Origin of the sequence: Sphingomonas sp. SFZ2018-12 (assembly GCF_022496715.1) — a bacterium.
Taxonomy (GTDB): Bacteria; Pseudomonadota; Alphaproteobacteria; order Sphingomonadales; family Sphingomonadaceae; genus Sphingomonas.
The window spans coordinates 225,536-246,553 of sequence record NZ_WTFM01000002.1; the positions used below are offsets into that span (position 1 = coordinate 225,536).

The window sequence follows — 21,018 nt, forward strand, 5'->3', positions numbered from 1 at the left end:
TTGTGTAAAAGCGCCGGAAGACCTGCGTGTATCGTCCGGCGCCAGGGATTATGACTGTAAAGGGCGAACCGGGAAGACGAACAGGGCAATGAGTTTCGATAGAGGGCGCCGCGGTGATCGCGGCGGGCGCGGCAGGGACAAGCGCGATTTCTTTGGCGACGAAGGCGGATTTGGTGGCGGCGACCGCTTCGGTGGTGGTGGCGACCGGTTCGGCGGCGGCGGCGGCGACCGATTTGGCGGCGGCGGCTTTGGCGGCGGCGGTGATCGGTTCGGCGGCGGTGGCGGCGGCTTTGGTGGCGGCGGCGGCGGCGGTGGGTTCCGCGGCGGCGGTGCCGGCGGCGGTCGCGGCATGCCGCCCCAGGTGGTCGGCGAAGCTACGGGCGTCGTGAAGTTCTTCAATGGCCAGAAGGGCTTCGGCTTCATCGTCCGCGACGATGGCGGCGAGGATGTCTTCGTGCACATTTCGGCGGTGGAGCAGGCCGGGCTGGCCGGGCTGGCCGAGGGTCAGCCGCTCGGCTTTACCCTGGTCGATCGCGGTGGCCGCATTTCGGCGACCGACCTCAAGATCGACGGCGAACCGATGCCGGTGACCGATCGCGCGCCCCCGCGCGACGCGGCCGGTGGCGCGCCGCGTGGTGGCCCGCAGCGCCAGCTGACCGGCGAGCGCGCGTCGGGCACGGTCAAGTTCTTCAACGCGATGAAGGGTTTCGGCTTTATCCAGCGCGACGACGGACAGCCCGATGCCTTTGTCCACATCTCCGCGGTCGAGCGCGCCGGCATGGTGACGCTCAACGAGGGCGACCGGCTCGAATTCGAGCTGGAAGTCGATCGGCGCGGCAAAATGGCGGCCGTCAACCTGCAGGCGCCGCAATAAGCGCCAGCTTGTGACGGCGAGGGACCCGGGGTGGACGCTTTGCGTTCCGACGTGATGGCGACCCGGTATCTGAGCATGATTGGAATCGGCGCGGTGGCGATGGTCACCGCGCCGATCCTGTTTGCACGGCCCGCTGCCGTGGGTCCCGCCCCGATCGCCGCCCAGGAAGCTGCCGAGCCCGCACCTGCGACCGGCACGCCCCGGCCGCGGCTTCGCGCCGAATCGGCGACGATCGTCGCGCGCTACCCGCATGATGCGGGTGCGTTCACCCAGGGGCTGATCTGGTACGACGGCGCGCTCTACGAAAGCGTCGGCCAACCCGGTGTGTCGGAAGTACGCCGCGTCGACCTGACGACGGGCAGGGTGCGCAGGCGCGCGCGTATCCCCGCCCCGCAATTCGGCGAGGGGCTGGCGCGCTGGCAGGGCGAGCTGATCAGCCTGACCTGGACCAGCGGCATCGCGCACCGGTGGGACGCGCGCACGCTGAAGTCGCGCGGACAGTTCCGCTATCCCGGCGAAGGCTGGGGCCTGACGACGCTCGGCGACTCGCTCATCCTGTCCGACGGCACTTCCGATCTGCGCGTGCTCGACCCGACAAACTTTGCCGAGCGCCGCCGCATCCCCGTGCGGCTGGGCGACACCCCCGTCGACCGGCTCAACGAGCTGGAGGTCATCGACGGGCTGATCTTCGCCAATATCTGGTTCAGCAACCTGATCATCGCGATCGACCCGGCGACGGGTCAGGTCACGCGTGCGATCGACCTGAGCCCGGTCGTCCGCGAGGTCGCGCCGGCGGATCGCGACGCGGTACTGAACGGCATCGCCTGGGATGGCGAGCGACGGCGGCTGTTCGTCACCGGCAAATACTGGCCGACCCTGTTCGAAATCCGGCTGGACGACGCCGCGCCCTGATCGGGCAGCGCGCGCTCAGCCGATCATCCGCCGCAACGTTGCGATCATGTCGGCCTCCGCCGCGGGCTTGTCGGTGCGGATGCGCGCGATTCGCGGGAAACGCATCGCAATCCCCGATTTGTGGCGACGCGATTCGTGGATCGAATCGAACGCGACCTCGAGCACCAGCGTCTTTTCGACCTCGCGCACCGGTCCGAACCGCTGGACCGTGTGATTGCGCACGAACCGGTCGAGCATCTTCAATTCCTCGTCGGTGAAGCCCGAATAGGCCTTGCCCACCGGCAGCAGCTCGCCGCCAGCCGCCGGATCGCCCGTCCAGCAGCCGAAAGTATAGTCGGAATAGAAAGAGGACCGCCGGCCGTTGCCGCGCTGGGCATACATCATCACGCAGTCGGCGGTCAGCGGATCGCGCTTCCATTTGTACCACAGCCCCGCGCGGCGGCCGGCGACATAGGGCGACTGGCGATGCTTGAGCATCACGCCCTCGATCGCCGCGTCGCGCGCGCCGGCGCGGATATCGGCGAGCGCGGCGAAATCGGCTGTGTCGATCAGCGTACTTAGGTCGAAGCGCGCAGGGTCGAGTTGCGAGGCCACTGCCTCCAGCCGCGCACGCCGCGCCACCCAGGGCTGTTCGCGCAGATCCTCCGCCCCGTCGAACAACAGGTCATAGACTCGGACGAATGCGGGATAGTCCGCCAGCATCCGCGCCGAGACCTGCTTGCGCCCCAGCCGCTGCTGCAACGCATTGAAACTTGCCGCCTCACCGCCCTGCGCCTGTCCACGCACCAGCAGCTCCCCATCAAGCACGCCGGGAAAGGTGACCGCGCGCGCAATGTCGGGAAAGGATGCGGTGATGTCGTCGCCCGCGCGGCTGTACAGCCGGGTCTCGCCGCCGACATGAACGATCTGGACGCGGATGCCGTCCCATTTCCATTCGGCCGCATAGTCGGCCAGGTCGACTTCGCCGTCCTCCAGGGGATGTGCGAGCATGAAGGGGCGGAACACCGGCATGGCCACCGCATGTGGCTGCGCCGCGCGCCCCTCGCCCCAGTCGAAAAGCGCGAGATAGGGCGGAGCAAGCGCGTGCCAGACCTCTTCGACCGCATCGACGTCGAGGCCGAACGCCTGGGCGAGCGCGGTCTTGGCGAGACGCGCCGACACGCCGACGCGCAGACCGCCGGTCGCGAGCTTCAGCAGCGCGAATCGCGCATCGGCATCGAGGCGGTCGAGCATTGCCGCCAGTCGCGCCGGCGCCTCGGCGCGGGGCGATTCGCGCAGCTCGTCGACGGCCTGAGCCAATGAAGGCGGCGACATGCCAGCGCCGTTGCCCGGGGGCGGTTCGGGCCACAGCAGCGCGACCGTTTCAGCCGTATCGCCGACGAAATCGCGGCTCATCGCAAACAGGATCGGATCGGTCCGCTCGCCGATCAGCGCGCGAATCGCCACGGGTTTGACCCCCGGCAGATCGAGATCACCCGTCAGCGCCGCCATCGCCCAACCCCGGTCGGGGTCGGGCGTGGCGCGCAGATAATCGGCAATCAGGCGCAGCTTGGCGTTGCGCGAACGCGTATAGGTCAGCCGGTCGAGCAGGGTCGCAAAGGCGTGAATGTTTGCGACCCCCTGCCCCGGCCGTTCGTGGTCAGCCCTTGCGGCTGGCTTCAAACAGGAACCAGGCGCGCTCCTCGGCCTGGTCGGTCCACTCATCGAGGATGCCACTCGTCGCGTTGTCCTTGGCCTCGTCGACGATATCCTTGGCTTCCCGGAGCAATTCGACGAGCTTCAGATTGTCCTCGCGCAGTTCGGCCAGCATCTTGTCCGGGGCGACATAGTCGTCGTCATTGTCCTTGATCGTTTGGTGGCGCGCAATGTCGCCGATCGACCGCAGGGTCGTGTTGCCGGTCTTGCGCACGCGCTCCGCGATCGCGTCGGTCGTCGCCAGGATCTGGGCGGCCTGATCATCGAGCATCAGGTGATAGTCGCGGAAATGCGGGCCCGAGACGTGCCAGTGAAAATTCTTGGTCTTGAGGTAGAGCGCATAGCTGTCGGCAAGAATGCCGTTCAGCGCCTGAGCCACGGTCTTCGCGGCATTGGACGTGAGGTCGGTCGGGGTGCGCAGCGCGGCGTTGGTGTCGGCCATGGGAAAGCTTCTCCGATTGTTTGCGTCCGTTGATGTCGGTTCGATCTGGCAACGAATGATTCCGTGAAAGGGTCCGTTCGGAGATCGTCGCGCCGCCCGTCCACTCCAATGTGGCGGGCGATCGCCACACTTCAAGCGGGCGGAATTGCGGTCGTGCGTTTGATCGCGCCGGGCACGCGCGCGGGCGCGCTTGACTTTTCGCGGCCGTCGCCGCATGGGCTGCCGTCTGTCAGCGGCCGCCTGTGCGCGCCGCTGTTCTTCTTTTCACGCGAACGCGTTGTAGCGCCAAGGGATTTGGGTCATGGCAAAGCCGACCACCGTCAAGATCAAGCTGGTCAGCACCGCTGACACCGGATTCTTCTATGTCACCAAGAAGAACCCGCGCAACCAGACCGAAAAGATGTCGTTCCGCAAATATGACCCCGTCGTGCGCAAGCACGTCGAGTTCAAGGAAGCGAAGATCAAGTAAGTCCCGTCTGGCCGCGGCCTAGGCGCCGTCGGCCAGCCGATCGAGATAGGCGAGGAATCCCGCCTCGTCCGCCGCGTGGATCAGCCCGGCGCGCCACAGGCTGATCGCGCCCGTCGCCAGCGACCAGGCCGCGATCACGCGGTCGCGGGCATCGACCGGGTCGATCCCGCTGAATGCCGACAGACACAGATTGGTGACAGCGTCGACCGCGCCGGACAGCTCGTCATGCGCGCGAATCGCGGCGGCATCATGCGCCATCATCACATCATGCAATCGCGGTTCGACCAGCGCGAATCCGGCATAGGCGCGCACGAAGGCGCGCGACGGGTCGCCGACACCCGCGGCTGTTTCGGTCACCCCGACGAGACACGCCGCCAGCAGGCGATAGCCATGCGCCGCTACCGACGCCATCAGCGCCGCGCGATCCGGGAAATGTCGGTACAGCGCGCCGTGCGTCACCCCGACGCGCGCGGCGAGCGCCCGCATCGACACCCCAGCCGCGCCCTGTTCGCGAACCATATCGATCGCGAGGTCGCGCGCCGCGCGTTCGAGCTCGCCGTGGTGATAGGCGCCCTCCGGCCGGGTGTGCGTCCCGGCGTTCATGTCCGGCGGACCTGCCAGCCGACGGTCATCGACGCCACCTCAACCGCCTGTTCATCGGTGATCGCGACCATGGCGTCGAACGCCACCTTGCCCTCCCGCGCCAGCGTGTCGCGCAGGCCGTCGGCATCGCCATCGACCGTCGCCACGGCGCGCACCGTGCCGCGCGCCGAGCGAAGATAACCGATCGTCGCCCCGGTGGCGACCGGCCGGAGCCGCGCGAGCTGTTCCGCGAACAGACCGCTCATCGCCGCGCCGGAGACGGTTTCGCCCAGTGTGAACAGGGCCCCGGCATGCAGGGTGCCGATATGGTTGCTGACGTCGGCGCGCTGGACGAGCTGCGCGATGGCGCGTCCGGGTTCGACCGACATCAGTTCGATGCCGGTCAGCTGCGCGAACGGGACCGAGCGCGTCATCCCGGCGCGGATCATCTCGAGCACGTCCATCGCCGCTTCCTCCCGCCCATGTGTCCAGTGGATACATATCCCGGCATGCGTGAACGGGCAAGCCATACGAACGATGGCGGACCATCACAGCAGCTGACGGACCTCCTCGATGAAACGGGCGAGCGAAATCGGCTTGGACACATAGGCGCTGGCGCCGGCCGCGCGGATACGCTCCTCGTCCTCGCGCCCCGAATAGGCGGTGACCGCCATGATCGGCACCTGCGCAAGCTCGGGGTCGGCGCGCATCAGCGTGATCAGTTCCAGCCCGGTCACATGCGGCATCTGGATGTCCATGATCACCAGATGCGGGTCGAACTGCTGCGCGCGGACCATCGCCTCCCGCCCGTCGCGGATCGGCTCCGCGACGAACCCGTGGGCACGCAACAAATCGCAAAACAGCTTGAGGTTGAGTTCGTTGTCCTCGACAACGAGCACCCGTTTTGTCACGCGCGTATCCCGTCCGGTTGGAGCGAATCCTTAAGCGATGATGCACGATGTGACAAATGCTGCCGATGACGCCGAGCTGCTCGCGCTCCGCGCGCTGGGCTGGCTGATCGGCGAACCTGCGCGCGCCGAACGCTTCCTGGCGCTGACCGGGCTGGATGTCGCGACGTTGCGTGCGCGTGCCGGCGATCCGGTCATCCTGCGCGCCGTCATCGACCATATCGCCGCGCATGAACCCGACCTGGTCGCGTGCGCGACCGCATTGGCGATCGACCCGCCCGCCCTGGTGCGTGCGCGCGACGTGCTGGAGTCGTCATGCGGCCCCTGCTGATCTGCGACTGCGACGAGGTGCTTTTGCACATGGTCCGCCATTTCGGCAGCTGGCTTGCCGAGGATCACGCGATCGATCTCGACCTTGCGAACGGCAACTTCGCCCAATCGCTGCGTCGCCGCGACGGCGAACCGGTCGCGCCGGGCGAAATATGGACCTATCTCGACGGCTTCTTTCCCGCCCAGATGGCCAGGCAGACGCTGGTGCCCGGCGCGCTCGACGCGCTGACCGCTCTGGCAAGGGATGCCGACATCGTCATCCTCACCAACCTTGCCGATAACTGCCGCCCCCATCGAATCGAACAGCTCGCCGCCCACGGCATCGCCCATCGCGTCGAATGCAACCAGGGCGGCAAGGGCGGGCCGGTCGCCGCGCTGGTCGCGGAATATCGCGCGCCGGTCACGGTTTTCGTCGACGACCTTGGCGTCCACCATGATTCGGTCGCCCGCCACGCGCCGGAGGTCCACCGGCTGCACATGGTCGCGGAGCCGGTGCTGGCGCGCGCGATCCCGGCGGCGCCGGCGGCGCACGCGCGCATCGACGACTGGCAGGAGGCACGGGCATGGATCGCCGATCGTTTTGCGCACGGACAGCCGGCTTCGGCTTGACGCTGGCAGCCGGGGATGATTTGGCTCGGGCCATGAGCGATCCGATCGAAGCGAAGCTGGCCGAACTCGGCCTTGACCTGCCCGCCGCTGCCGCGCCCGTCGCGGCCTATGTCCCGGTGGTCGTCGCGGGCGGCCTCGCCCATGTGTCGGGCCAGGTCCCGTTCGACGCCGGCGGCGAGCTGATGAAGGGCCGCGCCGGCGAGAATCGCGACCTCGATTATGCCCAGGCGGCCGCCCAGCGTTGCGCGCTGATGATCCTCGCGCAGTTGAAGGCGGCGCTCGGCGACCTCGGCCGCGTCCGCCGCGTCGTCAAGCTCGGGGTGTTCGTCAACAGCGCCGCCGACTTCACCGATCAGCCCAAGGTCGCCAACGGCGCCTCCGAATTGATGGTGGCCCTGTTCGGCGACGCCGGGCGCCATGCCCGCAGTGCCGTCGGCGTGCCGGCATTGCCGCTGGGCGTCGTCGTCGAAATCGACGCGGTCGTCGCGATCGACTGACCTGTCGCATCCGCGGGAATGTGTTGCTGCACTGCAACAGCATTTCGCAATCGCATTATTTTGACCTTGCGCGTTATTGCTCGCAGCTGCGGTAGCGTGCAATCTTGTTGCGTTGCGGCCGGACCATGCGGAGCATTGACTCCATTCAAACAGACCTGGCGGGGCGCGGCGCAGGCGGAACCATCGTCTTCATAAAGGAAAAACACGATGCGTTTCTCGACACTTCTGGCCGGTGCGCTCGCGCTCACCGCGGCAACTCCCGCGTTCGCTCAGGACGAAACCGAACCCGCACCCCCCGTCACCGTCTCGGGCAGCGTCGGCCTGTTCACCGATTATCGCTTTCGCGGTGTTTCGCAGACCGACAAGGAAATTGCGGTGCAGGGCGGCGTGACGCTCAACCATGAAAGCGGCCTCTATGGCGGCTTCTGGGGGTCGAACCTGGCCGGATGGGGCACCTTTGGCGGGTCGAATACCGAACTCGACCTGTTTGCGGGCTACAAGCTGCCGGTCGGCGGCGGTGGCACGCTGGACGCCGGCCTTGTGTGGTACATGTATCCCGGCGGTGCCGACACCACCGACTTCGCCGAACTTTATGCAAAGCTGTCGGGCACGGTCGGTCCGGTTTCGCTGACCGCGGGCGTCGCCTATGCGCCCAGCCAGCGCGCCCTGGGCAATGTGTTCTTCACCGGCGCGGCGTCGGCGGCGGGCCTGCCCGACGATCCGGGCGACAAGGAAGACAATTTCTATGTCTCCGGCGATGCCGCGGTCGGCATCCCCAACACGCCGGTCACGCTGAAGGCGCATATCGGCGCCTCGGACGGCAATCCCGGCCTCGGCCCCAACGGCACCAGCGTGGCGCCGACCGGCAGCTATGTCGACTGGTCGCTGGGTGCGGACGTGGTCGTCGCGGGCCTGACGCTCGGCATCGCCTATGTCGATACCGACATTTCCAACGGCGAGTCGCTGTACCTCCAGCCGAATTTTTCGGAGGGGAATGACGGCGTCGGATCGATCGCCGATGCGACCCTCGTATTCTCGATCAGCAAGTCCTTCTGATCACAACGGTACGGGACGGGGCTGCGATGATCTCGCGCGGCCCCTCCCCGCCAATTCTTGACCTGCTCAGCCGCCGATCGCGACGCGCGCGGTCTGGCCGTCGCCTTCGGGTGCGGCGATGATGTCGCGCGTCGTCGGCCCCTTGTTGAGGACCAGCGTCGACGGGTCGCCGACCGCCGACCGCACCCCGGCATCGGCGGTGTCCGCGCCCGCTTCGCGCAGGGCCGCACGCTCGGTCTCGCTGCGCGGTGCCTCGCCACCGAACAGCGCGTCGAGCGCCTGGCTGGCCGGGCTGTTGTCCTGCGGCCGGGCGACACCGGGCTGGGGCGGGACCAGCGAATAATCGGGCGGGATGACCAGCGGCGCCTGACGCGCGACCGCGAATTCATCGGGACGCTCGCGGTTCAGCCCGGAAGACCCGCAGGCACCGAGCGACAGAATCAGGCCGCCAGACAAAAGCGCCGGCAGAAGGGCGGGGACGGCACGCTCACGCATTCGGTTTCTCCACGGACAATTCATCATCGGCGCCACCGGGCGCCGCTTTCGGCTCGCGCACCAGCAACGCGCGCAGCAACAGGATCGCGACGCCGATGCTAATCGCGGCATCGGCGACATTGAAGACCAAAAACGGGCTCCACTCGCCGAAATGCAGGTCGGCATAGTCGATGACATAGCCCAGCCGCACCCGGTCGATGATGTTGCCGACCGCGCCGCCCAGCACCAGACCGAGCGCGATCAGGTCCCAGCGGTTGCGCTCACGGAAGATCCAGAACGCGACGCCCGAAGCGATCGCCCCGGTCATCAGCACCAGCAACCAGCGCGCCATGTCGCTTTGCGCCTGGAACAGGCCGAGCGACACGCCGTCATTGGCGACGAAGCGCAAAGTGAAGATCGGCACGACCGGAATCGCCGCGCCGAGATGATCGAGGCCCAGCGGCCCCGTCACCCAATATTTGACCAGCTGATCGACGATGACGACCGCAGCGGCCACCATGAGCGCGAGGCGACGCACCGGCAACATCACGCCAGCACCCCGGCGCAGCGATCGCACAACGCGCCATCCTGCGTCACTTCGGGCAGCAGCCGCCAGCAGCGACCGCATTTGTGATGCGCCGTGCGGGCGACGGTGATCGGCCCGTCGGCTTTACGGACCGCGGCGACGATGAACAGCTCGGCCAGTTCGTCCGCGGGCAGCGGCAGGTCCGGGACGGTCACGTCGGCTTCCAGGCTGGAGCGGATCAGCTTGTCGCGGCGATAGGGTTCGATCGCCTCGGTCACCTGTTCGCGCAGGCGACGGACATCGGCCCAGTTGGTCCCGATCGCATCGTCGCCGGGCAGCGCGGGCAAGTCGGGCCATTCCAGGAAATGGACCGAGCCGTCGTCGCTCGGGAAGCGCGCCTGCCACACTTCCTCGGCGGTGAAGCACAGGATCGGCGCGGCATAGCGGACCAATGCGTGGAACAGGATGTCGAGAACGGTGCGGCACGCGCGGCGCTTGATGCTGTCCGGCGCATCGCAATACAGGCTGTCCTTGCGGATATCGAAGAAGAACGCCGACAGATCCTCATTGGCGAAATCAGTGAGCGCGCGGGCATAGCGGTTGAACTCGTACGCCTCCGCCGCCGCGCGCAGCTCGGCATCAAGCACGCCCAGCCGGTTGAGGATATAGCGCTCCAGCTCGGGCATCCGCTCGACCGCCACGCGCTCGGAGTCGTCGAAGCCGGCGAGCGCGCCGAGCAGGTAGCGGAAGGTATTGCGCAGCTTGCGATAGGCGTCGCCGGTGCCGGCAAGCACTTCCTTGCCGATCCGCACATCCTCGAAATAATCGGTCTGCGCGACCCATAGCCGCAGGATGTCGGCACCGCTTTCGTCGATCACCTTCAGCGGATCGACGACATTGCCGAGCGACTTCGACATCTTGCGGCCATTGCCGTCGAGCGCGAAACCGTGGGTCAGCACCGCGTCATAAGGCGCGCGCCCGCGCGTGCCCGCGCTTTCCAGCAACGACGACTGGAACCAGCCGCGATGCTGATCGGAACCTTCGAGATACAGGTTGGCGCGCACGCCCGCGCCATAGCGCTGCTCGATCACGAAGCTGTGGGTCGAGCCTGAATCGAACCACACGTCGAGAATGTCGGTCACGACCTCATAATCGGCAAGGCTGTGGTCCGGCCCAAGCAGCGCCTGGTGATCGGCGACGTACCAGGCATCCGCGCCGCCGGTGCGGAACGCCTCCAGGATGCGGGCATTGACCGCCGGGTCGCGCAGAAAATCGCCGGTGTGACGATTGACATAGAGCGCGATCGGCACGCCCCAGGCGCGCTGGCGGCTGATCACCCAGTCGGGCCGCCCCTCCACCATCGCGCGGATGCGGTTGCGGCCCTTTTCCGGCACGAACCGCGTGCGATCGATCGCGTCGAGCGCCAGCTCGCGCAGGGTGGCCGCATTGCCGGCGGGATCGACCACCGGCCCGAACCCCGCCGCCTGGGCGAAGCCGGGCAGTTCGTCGGCGGCCGCGCCCGCGACACGTTTCTCGACTTCGCTCGAAACGAGCGGGGAATTGCTTGAGCCCTCAACACCGTTCGTGTCGAGCGAAGTCGAGACACGTTTCCCATCCATCGGGATAAACCATTGCGGCGTGCAGCGGAAAATGACCCGCGCCTTCGACCGCCAGCTGTGCGGATAGCTGTGCTGGAACGGCCCCGCCGACAGCAATGCCCCCGCGTCGCGCAGGTCCGAACAGATCGGCCCCTCGGGCGCGTTGAGCTTCGGGTTGATGACGCTCAACCGCCGCTCGTCGCTGCCGCCCAGCCACGCCCAGTCGTCGCGATAGCGGCCATCGTCCATCACCGCGAAGACGGGATCGATGCCATGCGCCTTGCACAGGGCAAAGTCGTCTTCGCCATGATCGGGCGACATGTGGACCAGGCCGGTGCCGGCATCGGTGGTGACGAAATCGCCGGGGAGCATGGGACGGAGGCGCTCAAAGAAAGAGGCCACCTTCCCTGCACCCGCTTCCCCAGTTTCGTCACCCCCGCGAAGGCGGGGGTCCATAGTCGCCGAACCCAATGAGTATGGATTCCCGCCTTCGCGGGAATGACGAAGGGGGCTGGCCATCGGATGGCGCACCTTGGCCCCGGCGAGGGCGGTGCCTTTGCCACGCCACTTTACAACACCAGATGCGGTAACGCCGACCCCTTGAGGAGCAACCACTCCCTCCTCGATCCGCTCATAGAACTCTTCCATGAGGGCTTCAGCGACTAGGAACTTCCTGCCAGCCAGACTCGGGCCATCAACCTCGGGCTCGGTGCCTTCGAAGCTGAACATGGTTGGGGCCATCTCAAGAAGGACATACTCAACCTCCTCCCCATAAGCCAAAGCCTGGTTCACCGGGATCGTCCACGGCGTCGTCGTCCAGATCACCGCATAGGCCCCGACCAGCTCGGGCGCGTTGGGCGCCTCGACGATCTCGAACGCCACGTCGATCTGCGTCGACGTCACATCCTCATATTCGACCTCGGCTTCGGCCAGCGCGGTCTTTTCGACCGGCGACCACATCACCGGCTTGGCGCCGCGATAGAGCTGGCCGCTTTCCGCAAACTTGAGCAATTCACCCGCGATCGTCGCTTCGGCGTCGAACTTCATGGTGAGGTACGGGTCGGCCCAGTCGCCCATCACCCCCAGCCGCTGGAACTGCGCGGCCTGCACCCCCACCCAATGCTGGGCATAGGCGCGGCATTCGGCGCGGAACTCGGCCGGCGGCACCTCGTCCTTGTTCTGCTTCTTCTTGCGATAGGCTTCCTCGATCTTCCATTCGATCGGCAGGCCGTGGCAATCCCAGCCGGGCACATAGGGCGCGTCCTTGCCGAGCAGGGACTGGCTGCGCACCACGATGTCCTTCAGCACCTTGTTCATCGCATGGCCCATGTGAATGTCGCCATTCGCATAGGGGGGGCCATCATGCAGGATGAAGCGCTCGCGCCCCGCGCGTTGCTCGCGCAGGCGATCATAGACGCCGATCCGCGCCCAGCGTTCCAGGATCGCGGGCTCCTTCTGCGCCAGGCCGGCCTTCATCGGAAAGTCGGTGGTCGGCAGGAATACGGTGTCGCGATAATCGCGCTTCGGATCGGTCGTGTCGGTCATAGGAAAGCGCGCCTTAGCGAATAGGGCGCGGCGGAACAAATCCGTTTCGTGCGGGCGGGATGAGGAAGGATTTTGGTTCGCGCGAAGGCGCGAAGGCGCAAAGGGAGAGGGAAAGGGGGTTCACGCAGAGGGCAGAGGGCGCGGAGGGGGTGTGCGGGTGGAACCGACTCGCGCCAGCGAGACCTTAATCGCACCGCTCAGAAGGCATAAAGGCCGCTATCGCATCGGACCCTGGCAGCCTGTGAAACACCTCCGCGTCCTCCGCGCCTCTGCGTGAAAACCACCCTCTTCGCGCCTTCGCGCCTTCGCGGGATTCACTCCACCGCCAAAGCCGCACGCGCCGCGTCACAATCGCGCGCCATCTGGGCCTTTAGCGCCTCCAGATCGTCGAACTTCGCCTCAGGCCGCAGATACTCGATCAGCTCCACTTCGATCCGCTGGTCATAGAGATCGCCGGAAAAGTCGAAGAAATAGGGTTCGAGCAGCTCGATCGGCGGGTCGAAGGACGGCCGGATGCCCAGGTTCGCGACCCCGTCGAGCACGCGCCCGTCGGCGATCCGCCCGCGCACCGCATAGATGCCGTACGCGGGCCGGAGGTAACTGCCCAGCCGCAGATTGGCGGTCGGATAGCCGAGCTCGCGCCCCAGTTTCGCCCCCGGCTCCACCATCCCCTCGATCGCGAACGGCCGGGTCAGCAGCGCGGCGGCCTCGCGCGGGCGGCCGGCCTTCAGCGCCTCGCGGATGCGGCTCGACGACACGATGTCGCCACCATCGGCGACCGGGGCGACGGTGGCGGTCGCAAAGCCCATCGCATCGCCCAGCCGCGCCAGCACATCGACATCGCCGTCGCGCCCCTTGCCGAAGGTGAAGTCCGCGCCCGTCACCACCCCCGCCGCACCGACCCGTTCGACCAGCCGCGCCTGTGCGAACTCGGCCGCCGACAGGCTGGCGAGGTCGGCGTTGAAGGCGAAGACCAGCATCGCGTCCGCCCCCGCCGCGCCGAACAGTCGCTGGCGCTGGTCGAGCGTGGTCAGGCGGAAGGGTGGCGCGTCGGGCCGGAAATAGCGCACCGGATGCGGATCGAAGGTCGCGACGATCGCCGGGCGGCCGGCCGCGCGTGCCATCGCGACCGCGCGGCCCACCACTGCCTGGTGCCCCAGATGAAAGCCATCGAAATTGCCGAGCGCGACGATGCCGCCGCGAAACGCCGCCGGCACCGCCGAGCCGCCGTCCAGCCGCTCCATGCGCGCGGCTATAGGGGGTCGGGCGGTGCTGGGAAAGGGCGTGGTCCGCAGATCATGCCGCGGGCGGCGGCGGATCGCGCGCGAGCGTGACGTAATCGAACGCCGGTCGGCCGTGGGCTGCGGCGTTGGACACACGCGCGACCTCGCGCCAGTCGGGGCCAAAGGGCGGGACGACCGCGTCGCCGACCGCGTCCAGGTGCACTTCGGTCAACTCGACCCGGTCGGCGCGGCCCAGGAACAGGGCAAAGACCTGCGCCCCGCCGATCACCGCGATTTCGGGCACGTCGCCGGCCAGCGCCAGCGCCGCATCGACATCGTACGTCACCTCCGCGCCCGGTGCCTGCCAGGCTGCATCGCGGGTCAGCACGATATGGCGGCGGCCGGGCAGTGGCGCTGGAAAGCCCTCGAACGTCTTGCGCCCCATCACCATCGGCTTGCCCATGGTCAGCGCCTTGAACCGCTTGAGGTCGGCCGGCAGGTGCCAGGGCAGGCGGTTGTCGCACCCGATCACCCCATTGCGCGCGCGCGCCAGGATGAGCGTGATCAAACCGCCACCGGGGCGGCGATATGCGGGTCGGCGACGTAATCGTGGATCACGAAATCCTCGAACGCATAGCCGTCGATCGCGTCGGGGCGGCGCGTGATCTCCAGCCGCGGCAGCGGCCCCGGCGTGCGCGACAATTGCAGCCGCGCCTGATCCAGATGATTGGCGTAAAGGTGGCAATCGCCGCCGGTCCAGATGAACTCGCCCGGCTCCAGGTCGCATTGCTGGGCGATCATGTGGGTCAGCAGCGCATAGGACGCGATGTTGAACGGCACGCCCAGGAAGATGTCGGCGGAACGCTGATAGAGCTGGAGCGACAGCCGGCCGTTGGCGACATAAGTCTGGAACAGGCAGTGGCAGGGTGCCAGCGCCATGCGGTCGAGCTCGCCCGGGTTCCATGCGCTGACGATCTGGCGGCGCGACGCGGGGTTGGTGCGGATCATGTCGATCAGCTGGGCGATCTGATCCACCTCGCGGTGGTCGGCGGTTTCCCAGTGCCGCCACTGCTTGCCATAGACCGGGCCGAGCTCGCCCGCCTCGTCCGCCCATTCGTTCCAGATGCTGACCCTGCGTTCCTGCAGCCAGCGGACATTGGTGTCGCCGCGCAGGAACCACAGCAATTCGATGATGATCGATCGCAGATGCAGCTTCTTGGTCGTGACCAGCGGAAAGCCCTCCGCCAGGTCGAAGCGCATCTGGTGCCCGAACACCGACCGCGTGCCGACGCCCGTTCGATCCATCGTCTCCGCGCCGTGATCGAGCGCGCGCTGCATCAGCTCATGATATTGCCGCATGGGTCAGGACGGTAGCGGGGCAGGGCTGGCGCGCCAAGGGGGGCTCTCAGTTGGTGAGAGGTCCCGGCCTCCGCCGGGACGACGCTGCTCCATCCCGTCGCCCCGGCGCAGGGGGCCCCCGAAGGCCGGAGCCGCTGGCAGGATCAGCTCCCCTGCGGCACCCTGCCCTGCCCCGGCATCCGGCATGCCTTGATCGCGGCGGGGTCGGGACGCGGGCCCGCAACGCGGAACGTCGCCATGTATCCGCCCGCCGACGCCATCGGCTGAAGGTCGACCAGCGCATAGCCGACCGCCGCGAATTCGCAGCGCAGCAGCGCGGGCGGCGTGCCGTGATTCTGGGTCGGGCGGTCGGCATCGACCACGATCACGCGACCGTCGGGGCGCAGCGACGGGCGCATCCGCCACAGGAACGCATAGGGTTCCTCGATCTCATGGTACATGTGGACCATCAGGATGCGGTCGAAACTGTTCTCGGGCAGGCGCGGATCCGCGGGCAGGCCCAGGCGCACGCTGACATTGTCGAGCCGCTCGCGCGTCACGCGTTCGGCCAGCGCGTCGCGGGTGGCAGGAATGATGTCCTCCGCCAGCACGCGCCCGTCCGCGCCGACGCGCTGCGCCAGGCGGATGGTGTAATAGCCTTCGCCCGCGCCGATATCCGCCACCGTCATGCCGGGGCGGATGCCCGCGCGGTCCATCACTCGGTCGGCTTCGTTGACCCGGTCGCGCGCTTCCTCGGTCGACCAGCGGGTCGAGACGATCGAGGCGACCGGACGGTCGGCGGCAGGAAAGGGACCGGCATCGTCCGCCTTGAGCTCATCGGCGGCGTTGGTCCGCGCCTCGCACCCCGCCACCAGGCACAGCGCCGCGAGCCCGACAAGGCGGGCGACGGCGGCCGGGCCGGGCGGACCGCGGCGCACGCTAGTCGACATCCTCGACTTCGACCTTCTCGCCGGTCACGCGCTGCGACAGCGCGGCGGCCATGAACGGGTCGAGATCGCCATCGAGCACGTCGCCCGGGCTGGTCGAGGTCATGCCCGTGCGCAGGTCTTTCACCAGCTGATAGGGCTGGAGGACATAGGAGCGGATCTGGTGGCCCCAGCCGATGTCGGTCTTGGTCGCGTTCTGGGCATTGGCCACCGCCTCGCGCTCCGCCAGCTCGCGCTCATAAAGGCGCGCGCGCAGCTGGTTATAAGCCTCCGCCTTGTTCTTGTGCTGGCTGCGCTGGTTCTGGCACTGGACGACGATGCCGGTCGGCAGGTGGGTGATGCGCACCGCCGAGTCGGTCGTGTTGATGTGCTGCCCGCCCGCACCCGACGCGCGATAGGTGTCGATGCGCAGCTCGCTTTCGTTGATCTCGACCTCGATATTGTCGTCAATCACCGGATAGACCCACACCGACGAGAAACTGGTGTGGCGCCGCGCCGAGCTGTCATAGGGGCTGATCCGCACCAGGCGGTGAACGCCGCTTTCGGTCTTGGCATAGCCATAGGCGTTCTCGCCCTTGACCAGCAGCGTCGCCGACTTGATCCCGGCCTGCTCGCCGGCATGATAGTCGATCAGCTCGACCTTCATCCCGCGCCGCTCGGCCCAGCGCGTGTACATGCGCTGGAGCATTTCGGCCCAGTCCTGGCTTTCGGTGCCGCCCGCGCCCGAATTGATCTCGATATAGGTGTCGTTGGCGTCGGCCTCGCCGTTCAGCAGCGCCTTCACCTTGTCGGCATCGGCGCGCACCGCCAACTGGCCGAGCGCGGCGACGCCCTCGTCGACCATCGCGTCGTCACCCTCGGCCTCGGCCATTTCGATCAGTTCGACCGTGTCGGACAGTTCCTGCTCGATCGCCCGCGTCGCGCCGATTGCCTCGTCGAGCCGGCGGCGTTCGCGCATCACGTCCTGGGCGAGCTTGGGATTGTCCCACAGGCTCTGGTCCTCGACCCGCGCGTTGAGCTCGTCCAGCCGGCGCAACGCACGGTCCCAGTCGAGGAAGCGGCGCAACAAGGCCAAGGCGTCCCGGATCGTCTCGATATGTCCCTGCGCTTCGGCGCGCATTCACTGTCTCCAAAAAACCGCCACGGTCCGGATGGTGGCCATGGCGGACGCATGCCCGGAACCGGCGCGGGCTAGTAGATTCCGCCCTCTCTTTGCAAGAAGTCGCTGTCGCGGGCCCGCGCGGCGGGCGTTTCGGCGGCCTTCTCGACCGGGCGCGCCGCGCGTTCGGTGCGACGCGCGGTGCGCAGCGGCTCGCTTTCCGGCTTGAACGCTTCCCAGATCACCGCCGGCTTTGGATCGCCGGTGGCCGGCCACGAGCCGGTCACCGGCCGCCCGCTCGCCCGGTCGACGCGCGAGATGCGCGTGCCCGCCGGCGCGCGGAAGGGAAGCACCGGCAACCCGGCATAGGCCTTTTGCGCGAACGCCTTGAAAATCGGCGCAGCGATCGTCCCGCCCTGGGCATAGCCACCGAGATTGGCGGGCGAATCGTAACCGAGATACAGCCCCGCGATCATCTGGGGCGTGCCGCCGATGAACCACACGTCGCGCGGGCCGTTCGACGTGCCGGTCTTGCCCATGATCGGGCGTTTCAGGTCGCGCAGCGTCGTCGCGGTGCCGCGTTCGATCACACCCTCCATCACATGCACCATCTGGTAGGCGCTGACCGGATCGACCAGCTGGCGCGCGCGGGTGCGCGGACGCGGCATCGGGCCGCCATCCCAGTCGTCCGCGTTGCAGCGCGCGCAGGGCCGCCAATTTTCGGGCCAGATCACCCGGCCACGCCGGTCCTGGACATAATCGATCAGCGTCGGTCGCAGCGCCCGGCCCTGATTGGCCAGGATCGCATAGGCGTTGACCATGCGCATGACGGTCGTCTCGCCCGCGCCCAGGGCAAAGGAGAGATAGCGGGGATATTCCCCGACCCCCAGCGTTTTCATCACCTGGGTCACGCGGTCCATGCCGGTCTGCGCGGCCAGGCGCACCGTCATCTGGTTGCGCGACTGTTCGATACCCCAGCGCAGCGTGCGCGGCCCCGCCGAGCGCGCATTGCCGAAGTTGCGGAAGCATTTGACCCCCAGCCCTGCGCCCTGGTCGACGCAGAACGGCCCGTCGACGATGATCGACGCCGGGGTCAGCCCCGCTTCAAGCGCGGCGGTATAGACCACCGGCTTGATCGTCGATCCCGGCTGACGCATCGCCTGGGTCGCGCGGTTGAATGCCTGGATGCGCGAATCGAACCCGCCCTGCATCGCCAGCACGCGGCCGGTCGCGGGCTGTTCGACGACCATCCCGCCCGACACGCGCGGAACCGAGCGCAGGGCAAAGCCGCCGCCGGCGGGCGCCACCGCGATGACATCGCCTGGCTTCAGCGCATCAAAGGCCGCCCCGCCGCGGCCGCGCACCGGCATCGCCGCGTCGCTGCGCGCCAGTGTGGCCGTCCGCCCGTCGGTGAAGCCGATCGTCGCTGCCCCTGCGTCCCTTGCCACCACCACGGCGGCGCGCCAGTCCTGATAGGTCAGCGCAATGTTGGTCGCCGCGAAAGGCCCCCGCCAGTCGTCGCCCGCAAAATCGACCGTCGCGATCGGCCCGGACCAGCCGCGCCCGCGTTCGAACCGGATCAGCCCGTCGCGCATCGCCTGCGCGGCATATTCCTGAAGCGCCGGATCGAGCGACGTGCGCACCCACAGCCCGCCCGCATAGACGCTGTGCGGACCGTCCTTGCTGTCCTGTCCGAAGCGTTCGAGCAGCTCGCGACGCACTTCCTCGATGAAATAGCCGCCCGATGGCAGCGGCGGGCGCGCGCCGCGCTGAAAGGTGACGAGCGGTGTCGCCACCGCCTCGCGATACTGCGCCTCGGTGATGAAGTCGTTGCGCCGCATTTCGCCCAGCACCCAGTTGCGCCGGGCGAGCGCGCGATCATGGTTGCGCACCGGATCGTAGTTGGACGGCCCCTTTGGCAGGATCGCCAGATAGGCGAACTGTGGGAGGGTGAGCTCGGACAGCGGCTTGCCGAAATAGGCATCGGCCGCAGCTTCGACGCCATAGGCGTTGCGGCCGAGGAAGATCTGGTTGAGATAAAGCTCGAGGATCTGTTGCTTGGTCAGCGTGTCTTCGATCCGATAGGCGAGCAGCGCCTCGCGCGCCTTGCGGACATAGCTTACCTCGTTGGTGAGCAGCAGGTTCTTGGCCACCTGTTGCGTGATCGTCGACGCGCCAACGGGACGGCCGTCGCTGCGCAGATTGGTGATCAGCGCGGCGACGATGCCCGGATAGTCGACCCCGCCATGCTCGAAAAAGGTTCGGTCCTCCGCCGCCAGATAGGCCTTGACCAGCAGGTCGGGATATTCGTCGAACGCCAGCTCGACGCGCCGTTCGCGCGCATAGGAGTGGATCGGCTCGCCGGCGATGTCGCGCACATTAGTGGGCAGCGGCGGTTCATAGGTGCGCAGCGCATCGACCGACGGCAGGTCGCGGCCGATCAGCAGCCACAGCGCCAGCACGCCCAGCCCCGCGACCAGCGCCACCCAGGCGATCAGGCGAAACCACCAGCGCCCGCGCCACCGGCCCAACGTCGCGCGCCACCCGCCGGCGGAACCGGCATCGGGCCTCAGCAGCAATTCTTCGGCGGACGCATCACGAACGGTCATCGCCGCGCGTTCTAGCAGGATTCATTTCCGGTGCCAGCGTCAAGCCGGCCCGACCGGCCGGATCGCCGCTCAGCGGGGTTGCGACGCGAGCCGCCGCGCGAAATGCACCTCGACCGCCCGGGCCATGCCGGCGGCAATTCCGTCCTGTCCGGCCCGCGACGCCAGCCGTTCGGCATCGGCGGGATTGGAGACATAGCCCGCCTCGAACAGGACGGAGGGCAGGTCGGGCGCCTTGAGCACGACCAGCGAAGCCATGCGGTGAAAACGGGCGCGCATCGGCACCCGGTCGGCCAGCGCGCGCGCAAGCAGGTCGACGAAACCGGCCGACGCGGTCATCGTCTCGCGCTGGGCGAGGTCGATCAGGATCGAGGACACATCCGCCTGCGCCCCGTCGAGATCGACGCCGGCGAGCAGGTCGGCGCGGTTCTCGCGCGCGGCCAGCCGTGCAGCCTCCTTGTCGGAGGCGACTTCGGACAGCGTGTAGGCGCTCGCGCCGCTGGCGGCGGTCGACTGCGCGCTGTCGCAATGGATCGAGACGAACAGGTCGGCGCGCAGGCGCCGTGCGATGCCATAACGTTCCTGAAGCACGAGGAAGCGGTCGTCGTCGCGCGTCAACGCCACGCGCACCCGCCCGTCCGCGACCAGCCGGTCGCGGATCGCGCGCGCGATCGCCAGCGTCAGGTCCTTTTCGCGCAGGCCATCGGAAACCGCGCCGGGATCGTGGCCGCCATGGCCGGGATCGATCACGACGAGCGGCCGGGTCGGATCGCCACCCGCGACCGGGGGCAGCGGCGGCGTGGGCCGCGCGGGCGGCAGCGCGATGCGCACCCGCTCCGGCGGCGCCGCGGCGGCGGCGACATAGCTGAACGGCGGCAGCAAGCCGGCGCGCCGTTCCGCCAGCGCACGGGCGAAGCGCGCATCCGCGGTCGGGACGACGGTGACGCGCAGCTCGGTGCGCGGCGCGAGGCCGGGCGGCCGGGCGCGGATCGCCCCGGCCCCCGCATCGATGTCGATCGCGATCGCCGGGCCGACGCCCAGTCGCGCATCGGCACGCACGATCAGCCGGCCGGGCGCGATTTCCATCCCGTCGATCAACCCCGCCCAGCCCGGAATGCCCCAGCACCAGGCGGCGATCAGTGCCATCAGCGCGCTCACCCGGGCGATATGGCCGGGCGATCCCGCACCGGTCCAGCTTTATTGCGTAACGATGCCCGTGGGGCATGCGAATGGCGCGGAAAACTTGCCGTGCCAGCGGTGTTGCCGCGTGCGCGACGCGATGCTACCT

The 21,018-nt window shown here is 68.0% G+C and carries 22 protein-coding genes; 7 read left to right on the forward strand and 15 right to left on the reverse strand.

Annotation, left to right across the window (positions count from 1 at the left end):
- Window positions 1–88 precede the first annotated feature (88 nt).
- Both GO308_RS18615 and GO308_RS10090 read left to right on the forward strand, forming a co-directional pair.
- Complete coding sequence (locus GO308_RS18615; protein ID WP_276616520.1) at window positions 89–874, forward strand: cold-shock protein; 786 nt, start codon at window positions 89–91, stop codon at window positions 872–874.
- Window positions 875–904: 30 nt separating this feature from the next.
- Window positions 905–1,786, forward strand: a complete 882-nt coding sequence (locus GO308_RS10090) for a glutaminyl-peptide cyclotransferase (RefSeq protein ID WP_240885365.1) — start codon at window positions 905–907, stop codon at window positions 1,784–1,786.
- Window positions 1,787–1,801: 15 nt separating this feature from the next.
- Here GO308_RS10090 and GO308_RS10095 read toward each other — a convergent pair whose 3' ends face one another.
- Together GO308_RS10095 and GO308_RS10100 are read right to left on the reverse strand one after the other, a co-directional pair.
- On the reverse strand, window positions 1,802–3,394 hold the full coding sequence (locus tag GO308_RS10095) for a cisplatin damage response ATP-dependent DNA ligase (RefSeq protein ID WP_240885807.1): 1,593 nt from the start codon (window positions 3,392–3,394) through the stop codon (window positions 1,802–1,804).
- Window positions 3,395–3,425: 31 nt separating this feature from the next.
- Window positions 3,426–3,923 (reverse strand): DNA starvation/stationary phase protection protein, encoded by a 498-nt coding sequence (locus GO308_RS10100; RefSeq protein ID WP_066483561.1) that lies wholly within the window; start codon window positions 3,921–3,923, stop codon window positions 3,426–3,428.
- Between the two features lie 301 nt (window positions 3,924–4,224).
- On the opposite strand from GO308_RS10100, the gene rpmG reads away from it, so the two are divergent.
- Complete coding sequence (gene rpmG / locus GO308_RS10105) at window positions 4,225–4,392, forward strand: 50S ribosomal protein L33 (protein WP_066483558.1); 168 nt, start codon at window positions 4,225–4,227, stop codon at window positions 4,390–4,392.
- Window positions 4,393–4,410: 18 nt separating this feature from the next.
- Here rpmG and GO308_RS10110 read toward each other — a convergent pair whose 3' ends face one another.
- From GO308_RS10110 to GO308_RS10120, 3 genes are all read right to left on the reverse strand, one after another.
- Entirely contained in the window at window positions 4,411–4,995 is a 585-nt protein-coding gene (locus GO308_RS10110; protein WP_066483556.1) for a TetR/AcrR family transcriptional regulator, read from the reverse strand.
- The gene (locus GO308_RS10115; protein WP_197417071.1) at window positions 4,992–5,438 is read right to left on the reverse strand and encodes a DUF4442 domain-containing protein; all 447 of its coding nucleotides are present in this window, start codon (window positions 5,436–5,438) and stop codon (window positions 4,992–4,994) included. The genes GO308_RS10110 and GO308_RS10115 overlap by 4 nt, the downstream gene beginning before the upstream one ends.
- 84 nt (window positions 5,439–5,522) lie before the next feature.
- Complete coding sequence (locus tag GO308_RS10120) at window positions 5,523–5,885, reverse strand: response regulator (RefSeq protein WP_066483554.1); 363 nt, start codon at window positions 5,883–5,885, stop codon at window positions 5,523–5,525.
- 40 nt (window positions 5,886–5,925) lie between these two features.
- Here GO308_RS10120 and GO308_RS10125 point away from each other — a divergent pair, with 40 nt between their 5' ends.
- The 4 genes from GO308_RS10125 to GO308_RS10140 all read left to right on the forward strand — a co-directional run bounded on the left by GO308_RS10125 (window position 5,926) and on the right by GO308_RS10140 (window position 8,374).
- Complete coding sequence (locus GO308_RS10125; protein WP_240885366.1) at window positions 5,926–6,213, forward strand: DUF3572 domain-containing protein; 288 nt, start codon at window positions 5,926–5,928, stop codon at window positions 6,211–6,213.
- Window positions 6,198–6,821 carry a hypothetical protein gene (locus GO308_RS10130; RefSeq protein ID WP_066483552.1) on the forward strand — a complete coding sequence of 208 codons (624 nt, stop codon included), beginning with the start codon at window positions 6,198–6,200 and terminating at the stop codon, window positions 6,819–6,821. The genes GO308_RS10125 and GO308_RS10130 overlap by 16 nt, the downstream gene beginning before the upstream one ends.
- A 32-nt stretch (window positions 6,822–6,853) precedes the next feature.
- Window positions 6,854–7,318: a RidA family protein gene (locus GO308_RS10135; RefSeq protein WP_240885367.1), complete on the forward strand. Its 465-nt coding sequence runs from the start codon at window positions 6,854–6,856 to the stop codon at window positions 7,316–7,318.
- A 207-nt stretch (window positions 7,319–7,525) separates the two neighbouring features.
- Complete coding sequence (locus tag GO308_RS10140; protein WP_240885368.1) at window positions 7,526–8,374, forward strand: TorF family putative porin; 849 nt, start codon at window positions 7,526–7,528, stop codon at window positions 8,372–8,374.
- Between the two features lie 66 nt (window positions 8,375–8,440).
- Here GO308_RS10140 and GO308_RS10145 read toward each other — a convergent pair whose 3' ends face one another.
- The 10 genes from GO308_RS10145 to GO308_RS10190 form a co-directional block, all read right to left on the reverse strand.
- The gene (locus GO308_RS10145) at window positions 8,441–8,869 is read right to left on the reverse strand and encodes a DUF3035 domain-containing protein (RefSeq protein WP_066550828.1); all 429 of its coding nucleotides are present in this window, start codon (window positions 8,867–8,869) and stop codon (window positions 8,441–8,443) included.
- The gene (gene lspA, locus GO308_RS10150) at window positions 8,862–9,395 is read right to left on the reverse strand and encodes a signal peptidase II (RefSeq protein ID WP_066550827.1); all 534 of its coding nucleotides are present in this window, start codon (window positions 9,393–9,395) and stop codon (window positions 8,862–8,864) included. Before lspA ends, GO308_RS10145 begins: the two co-directional genes overlap by 8 nt.
- The gene (ileS, locus tag GO308_RS10155; RefSeq protein WP_240885369.1) at window positions 9,395–12,517 is read right to left on the reverse strand and encodes an isoleucine--tRNA ligase; all 3,123 of its coding nucleotides are present in this window, start codon (window positions 12,515–12,517) and stop codon (window positions 9,395–9,397) included. Before ileS ends, lspA begins: the two co-directional genes overlap by 1 nt.
- A gap of 314 nt (window positions 12,518–12,831) precedes the next feature.
- Entirely contained in the window at window positions 12,832–13,761 is a 930-nt protein-coding gene (locus tag GO308_RS10160) for a bifunctional riboflavin kinase/FAD synthetase (RefSeq protein WP_240885370.1), read from the reverse strand.
- Window positions 13,762–13,813: 52 nt separating this feature from the next.
- On the reverse strand, window positions 13,814–14,308 hold the full coding sequence (locus GO308_RS10165) for a dihydrofolate reductase (protein ID WP_240885371.1): 495 nt from the start codon (window positions 14,306–14,308) through the stop codon (window positions 13,814–13,816).
- Window positions 14,305–15,099: a thymidylate synthase gene (locus GO308_RS10170; RefSeq protein ID WP_240885372.1), complete on the reverse strand. Its 795-nt coding sequence runs from the start codon at window positions 15,097–15,099 to the stop codon at window positions 14,305–14,307. Before GO308_RS10170 ends, GO308_RS10165 begins: the two co-directional genes overlap by 4 nt.
- A 143-nt stretch (window positions 15,100–15,242) precedes the next feature.
- Complete coding sequence (locus GO308_RS10175; protein WP_231726042.1) at window positions 15,243–15,950, reverse strand: methyltransferase domain-containing protein; 708 nt, start codon at window positions 15,948–15,950, stop codon at window positions 15,243–15,245.
- Window positions 15,951–16,017: 67 nt separating this feature from the next.
- On the reverse strand, window positions 16,018–17,145 hold the full coding sequence (gene prfB, locus GO308_RS10180) for a peptide chain release factor 2 (protein ID WP_066483534.1): 1,128 nt from the start codon (window positions 17,143–17,145) through the stop codon (window positions 16,018–16,020).
- A 71-nt stretch (window positions 17,146–17,216) separates the two neighbouring features.
- Complete coding sequence (locus tag GO308_RS10185) at window positions 17,217–19,733, reverse strand: PBP1A family penicillin-binding protein (RefSeq protein ID WP_240885373.1); 2,517 nt, start codon at window positions 19,731–19,733, stop codon at window positions 17,217–17,219.
- Window positions 19,734–19,802: 69 nt separating this feature from the next.
- Window positions 19,803–20,888: an N-acetylmuramoyl-L-alanine amidase gene (locus GO308_RS10190; protein WP_240885374.1), complete on the reverse strand. Its 1,086-nt coding sequence runs from the start codon at window positions 20,886–20,888 to the stop codon at window positions 19,803–19,805.
- Window positions 20,889–21,018: the final 130 nt, after the last annotated feature.

Coding starts and splice junctions, on each gene's coding strand:
- GO308_RS10125 (WP_240885366.1), top strand. CDS start 5,926: ATGCACGATGTGACAAATGCTGCCGATGACGCCGAGCTGCTCGCGCTC.
- GO308_RS10115 (WP_197417071.1), bottom strand. CDS start 5,438: ATGGACGTGCTCGAGATGATCCGCGCCGGGATGACGCGCTCGGTCCCG.
- GO308_RS10110 (WP_066483556.1), bottom strand. CDS start 4,995: ATGAACGCCGGGACGCACACCCGGCCGGAGGGCGCCTATCACCACGGC.
- rpmG (WP_066483558.1), top strand. CDS start 4,225: ATGGCAAAGCCGACCACCGTCAAGATCAAGCTGGTCAGCACCGCTGAC.
- prfB (WP_066483534.1), bottom strand. CDS start 17,145: ATGCGCGCCGAAGCGCAGGGACATATCGAGACGATCCGGGACGCCTTG.
- ileS (WP_240885369.1), bottom strand. CDS start 12,517: ATGACCGACACGACCGATCCGAAGCGCGATTATCGCGACACCGTATTC.
- GO308_RS10185 (WP_240885373.1), bottom strand. CDS start 19,733: ATGACCGTTCGTGATGCGTCCGCCGAAGAATTGCTGCTGAGGCCCGAT.
- GO308_RS10160 (WP_240885370.1), bottom strand. CDS start 13,761: ATGGAGCGGCTGGACGGCGGCTCGGCGGTGCCGGCGGCGTTTCGCGGC.
- lspA (WP_066550827.1), bottom strand. CDS start 9,395: ATGTTGCCGGTGCGTCGCCTCGCGCTCATGGTGGCCGCTGCGGTCGTC.
- GO308_RS10140 (WP_240885368.1), top strand. CDS start 7,526: ATGCGTTTCTCGACACTTCTGGCCGGTGCGCTCGCGCTCACCGCGGCA.
- GO308_RS10100 (WP_066483561.1), bottom strand. CDS start 3,923: ATGGCCGACACCAACGCCGCGCTGCGCACCCCGACCGACCTCACGTCC.
- GO308_RS10135 (WP_240885367.1), top strand. CDS start 6,854: ATGAGCGATCCGATCGAAGCGAAGCTGGCCGAACTCGGCCTTGACCTG.
- GO308_RS10145 (WP_066550828.1), bottom strand. CDS start 8,869: ATGCGTGAGCGTGCCGTCCCCGCCCTTCTGCCGGCGCTTTTGTCTGGC.
- GO308_RS10130 (WP_066483552.1), top strand. CDS start 6,198: ATGCGGCCCCTGCTGATCTGCGACTGCGACGAGGTGCTTTTGCACATG.
- GO308_RS10170 (WP_240885372.1), bottom strand. CDS start 15,099: ATGCGGCAATATCATGAGCTGATGCAGCGCGCGCTCGATCACGGCGCG.
- GO308_RS18615 (WP_276616520.1), top strand. CDS start 89: ATGAGTTTCGATAGAGGGCGCCGCGGTGATCGCGGCGGGCGCGGCAGG.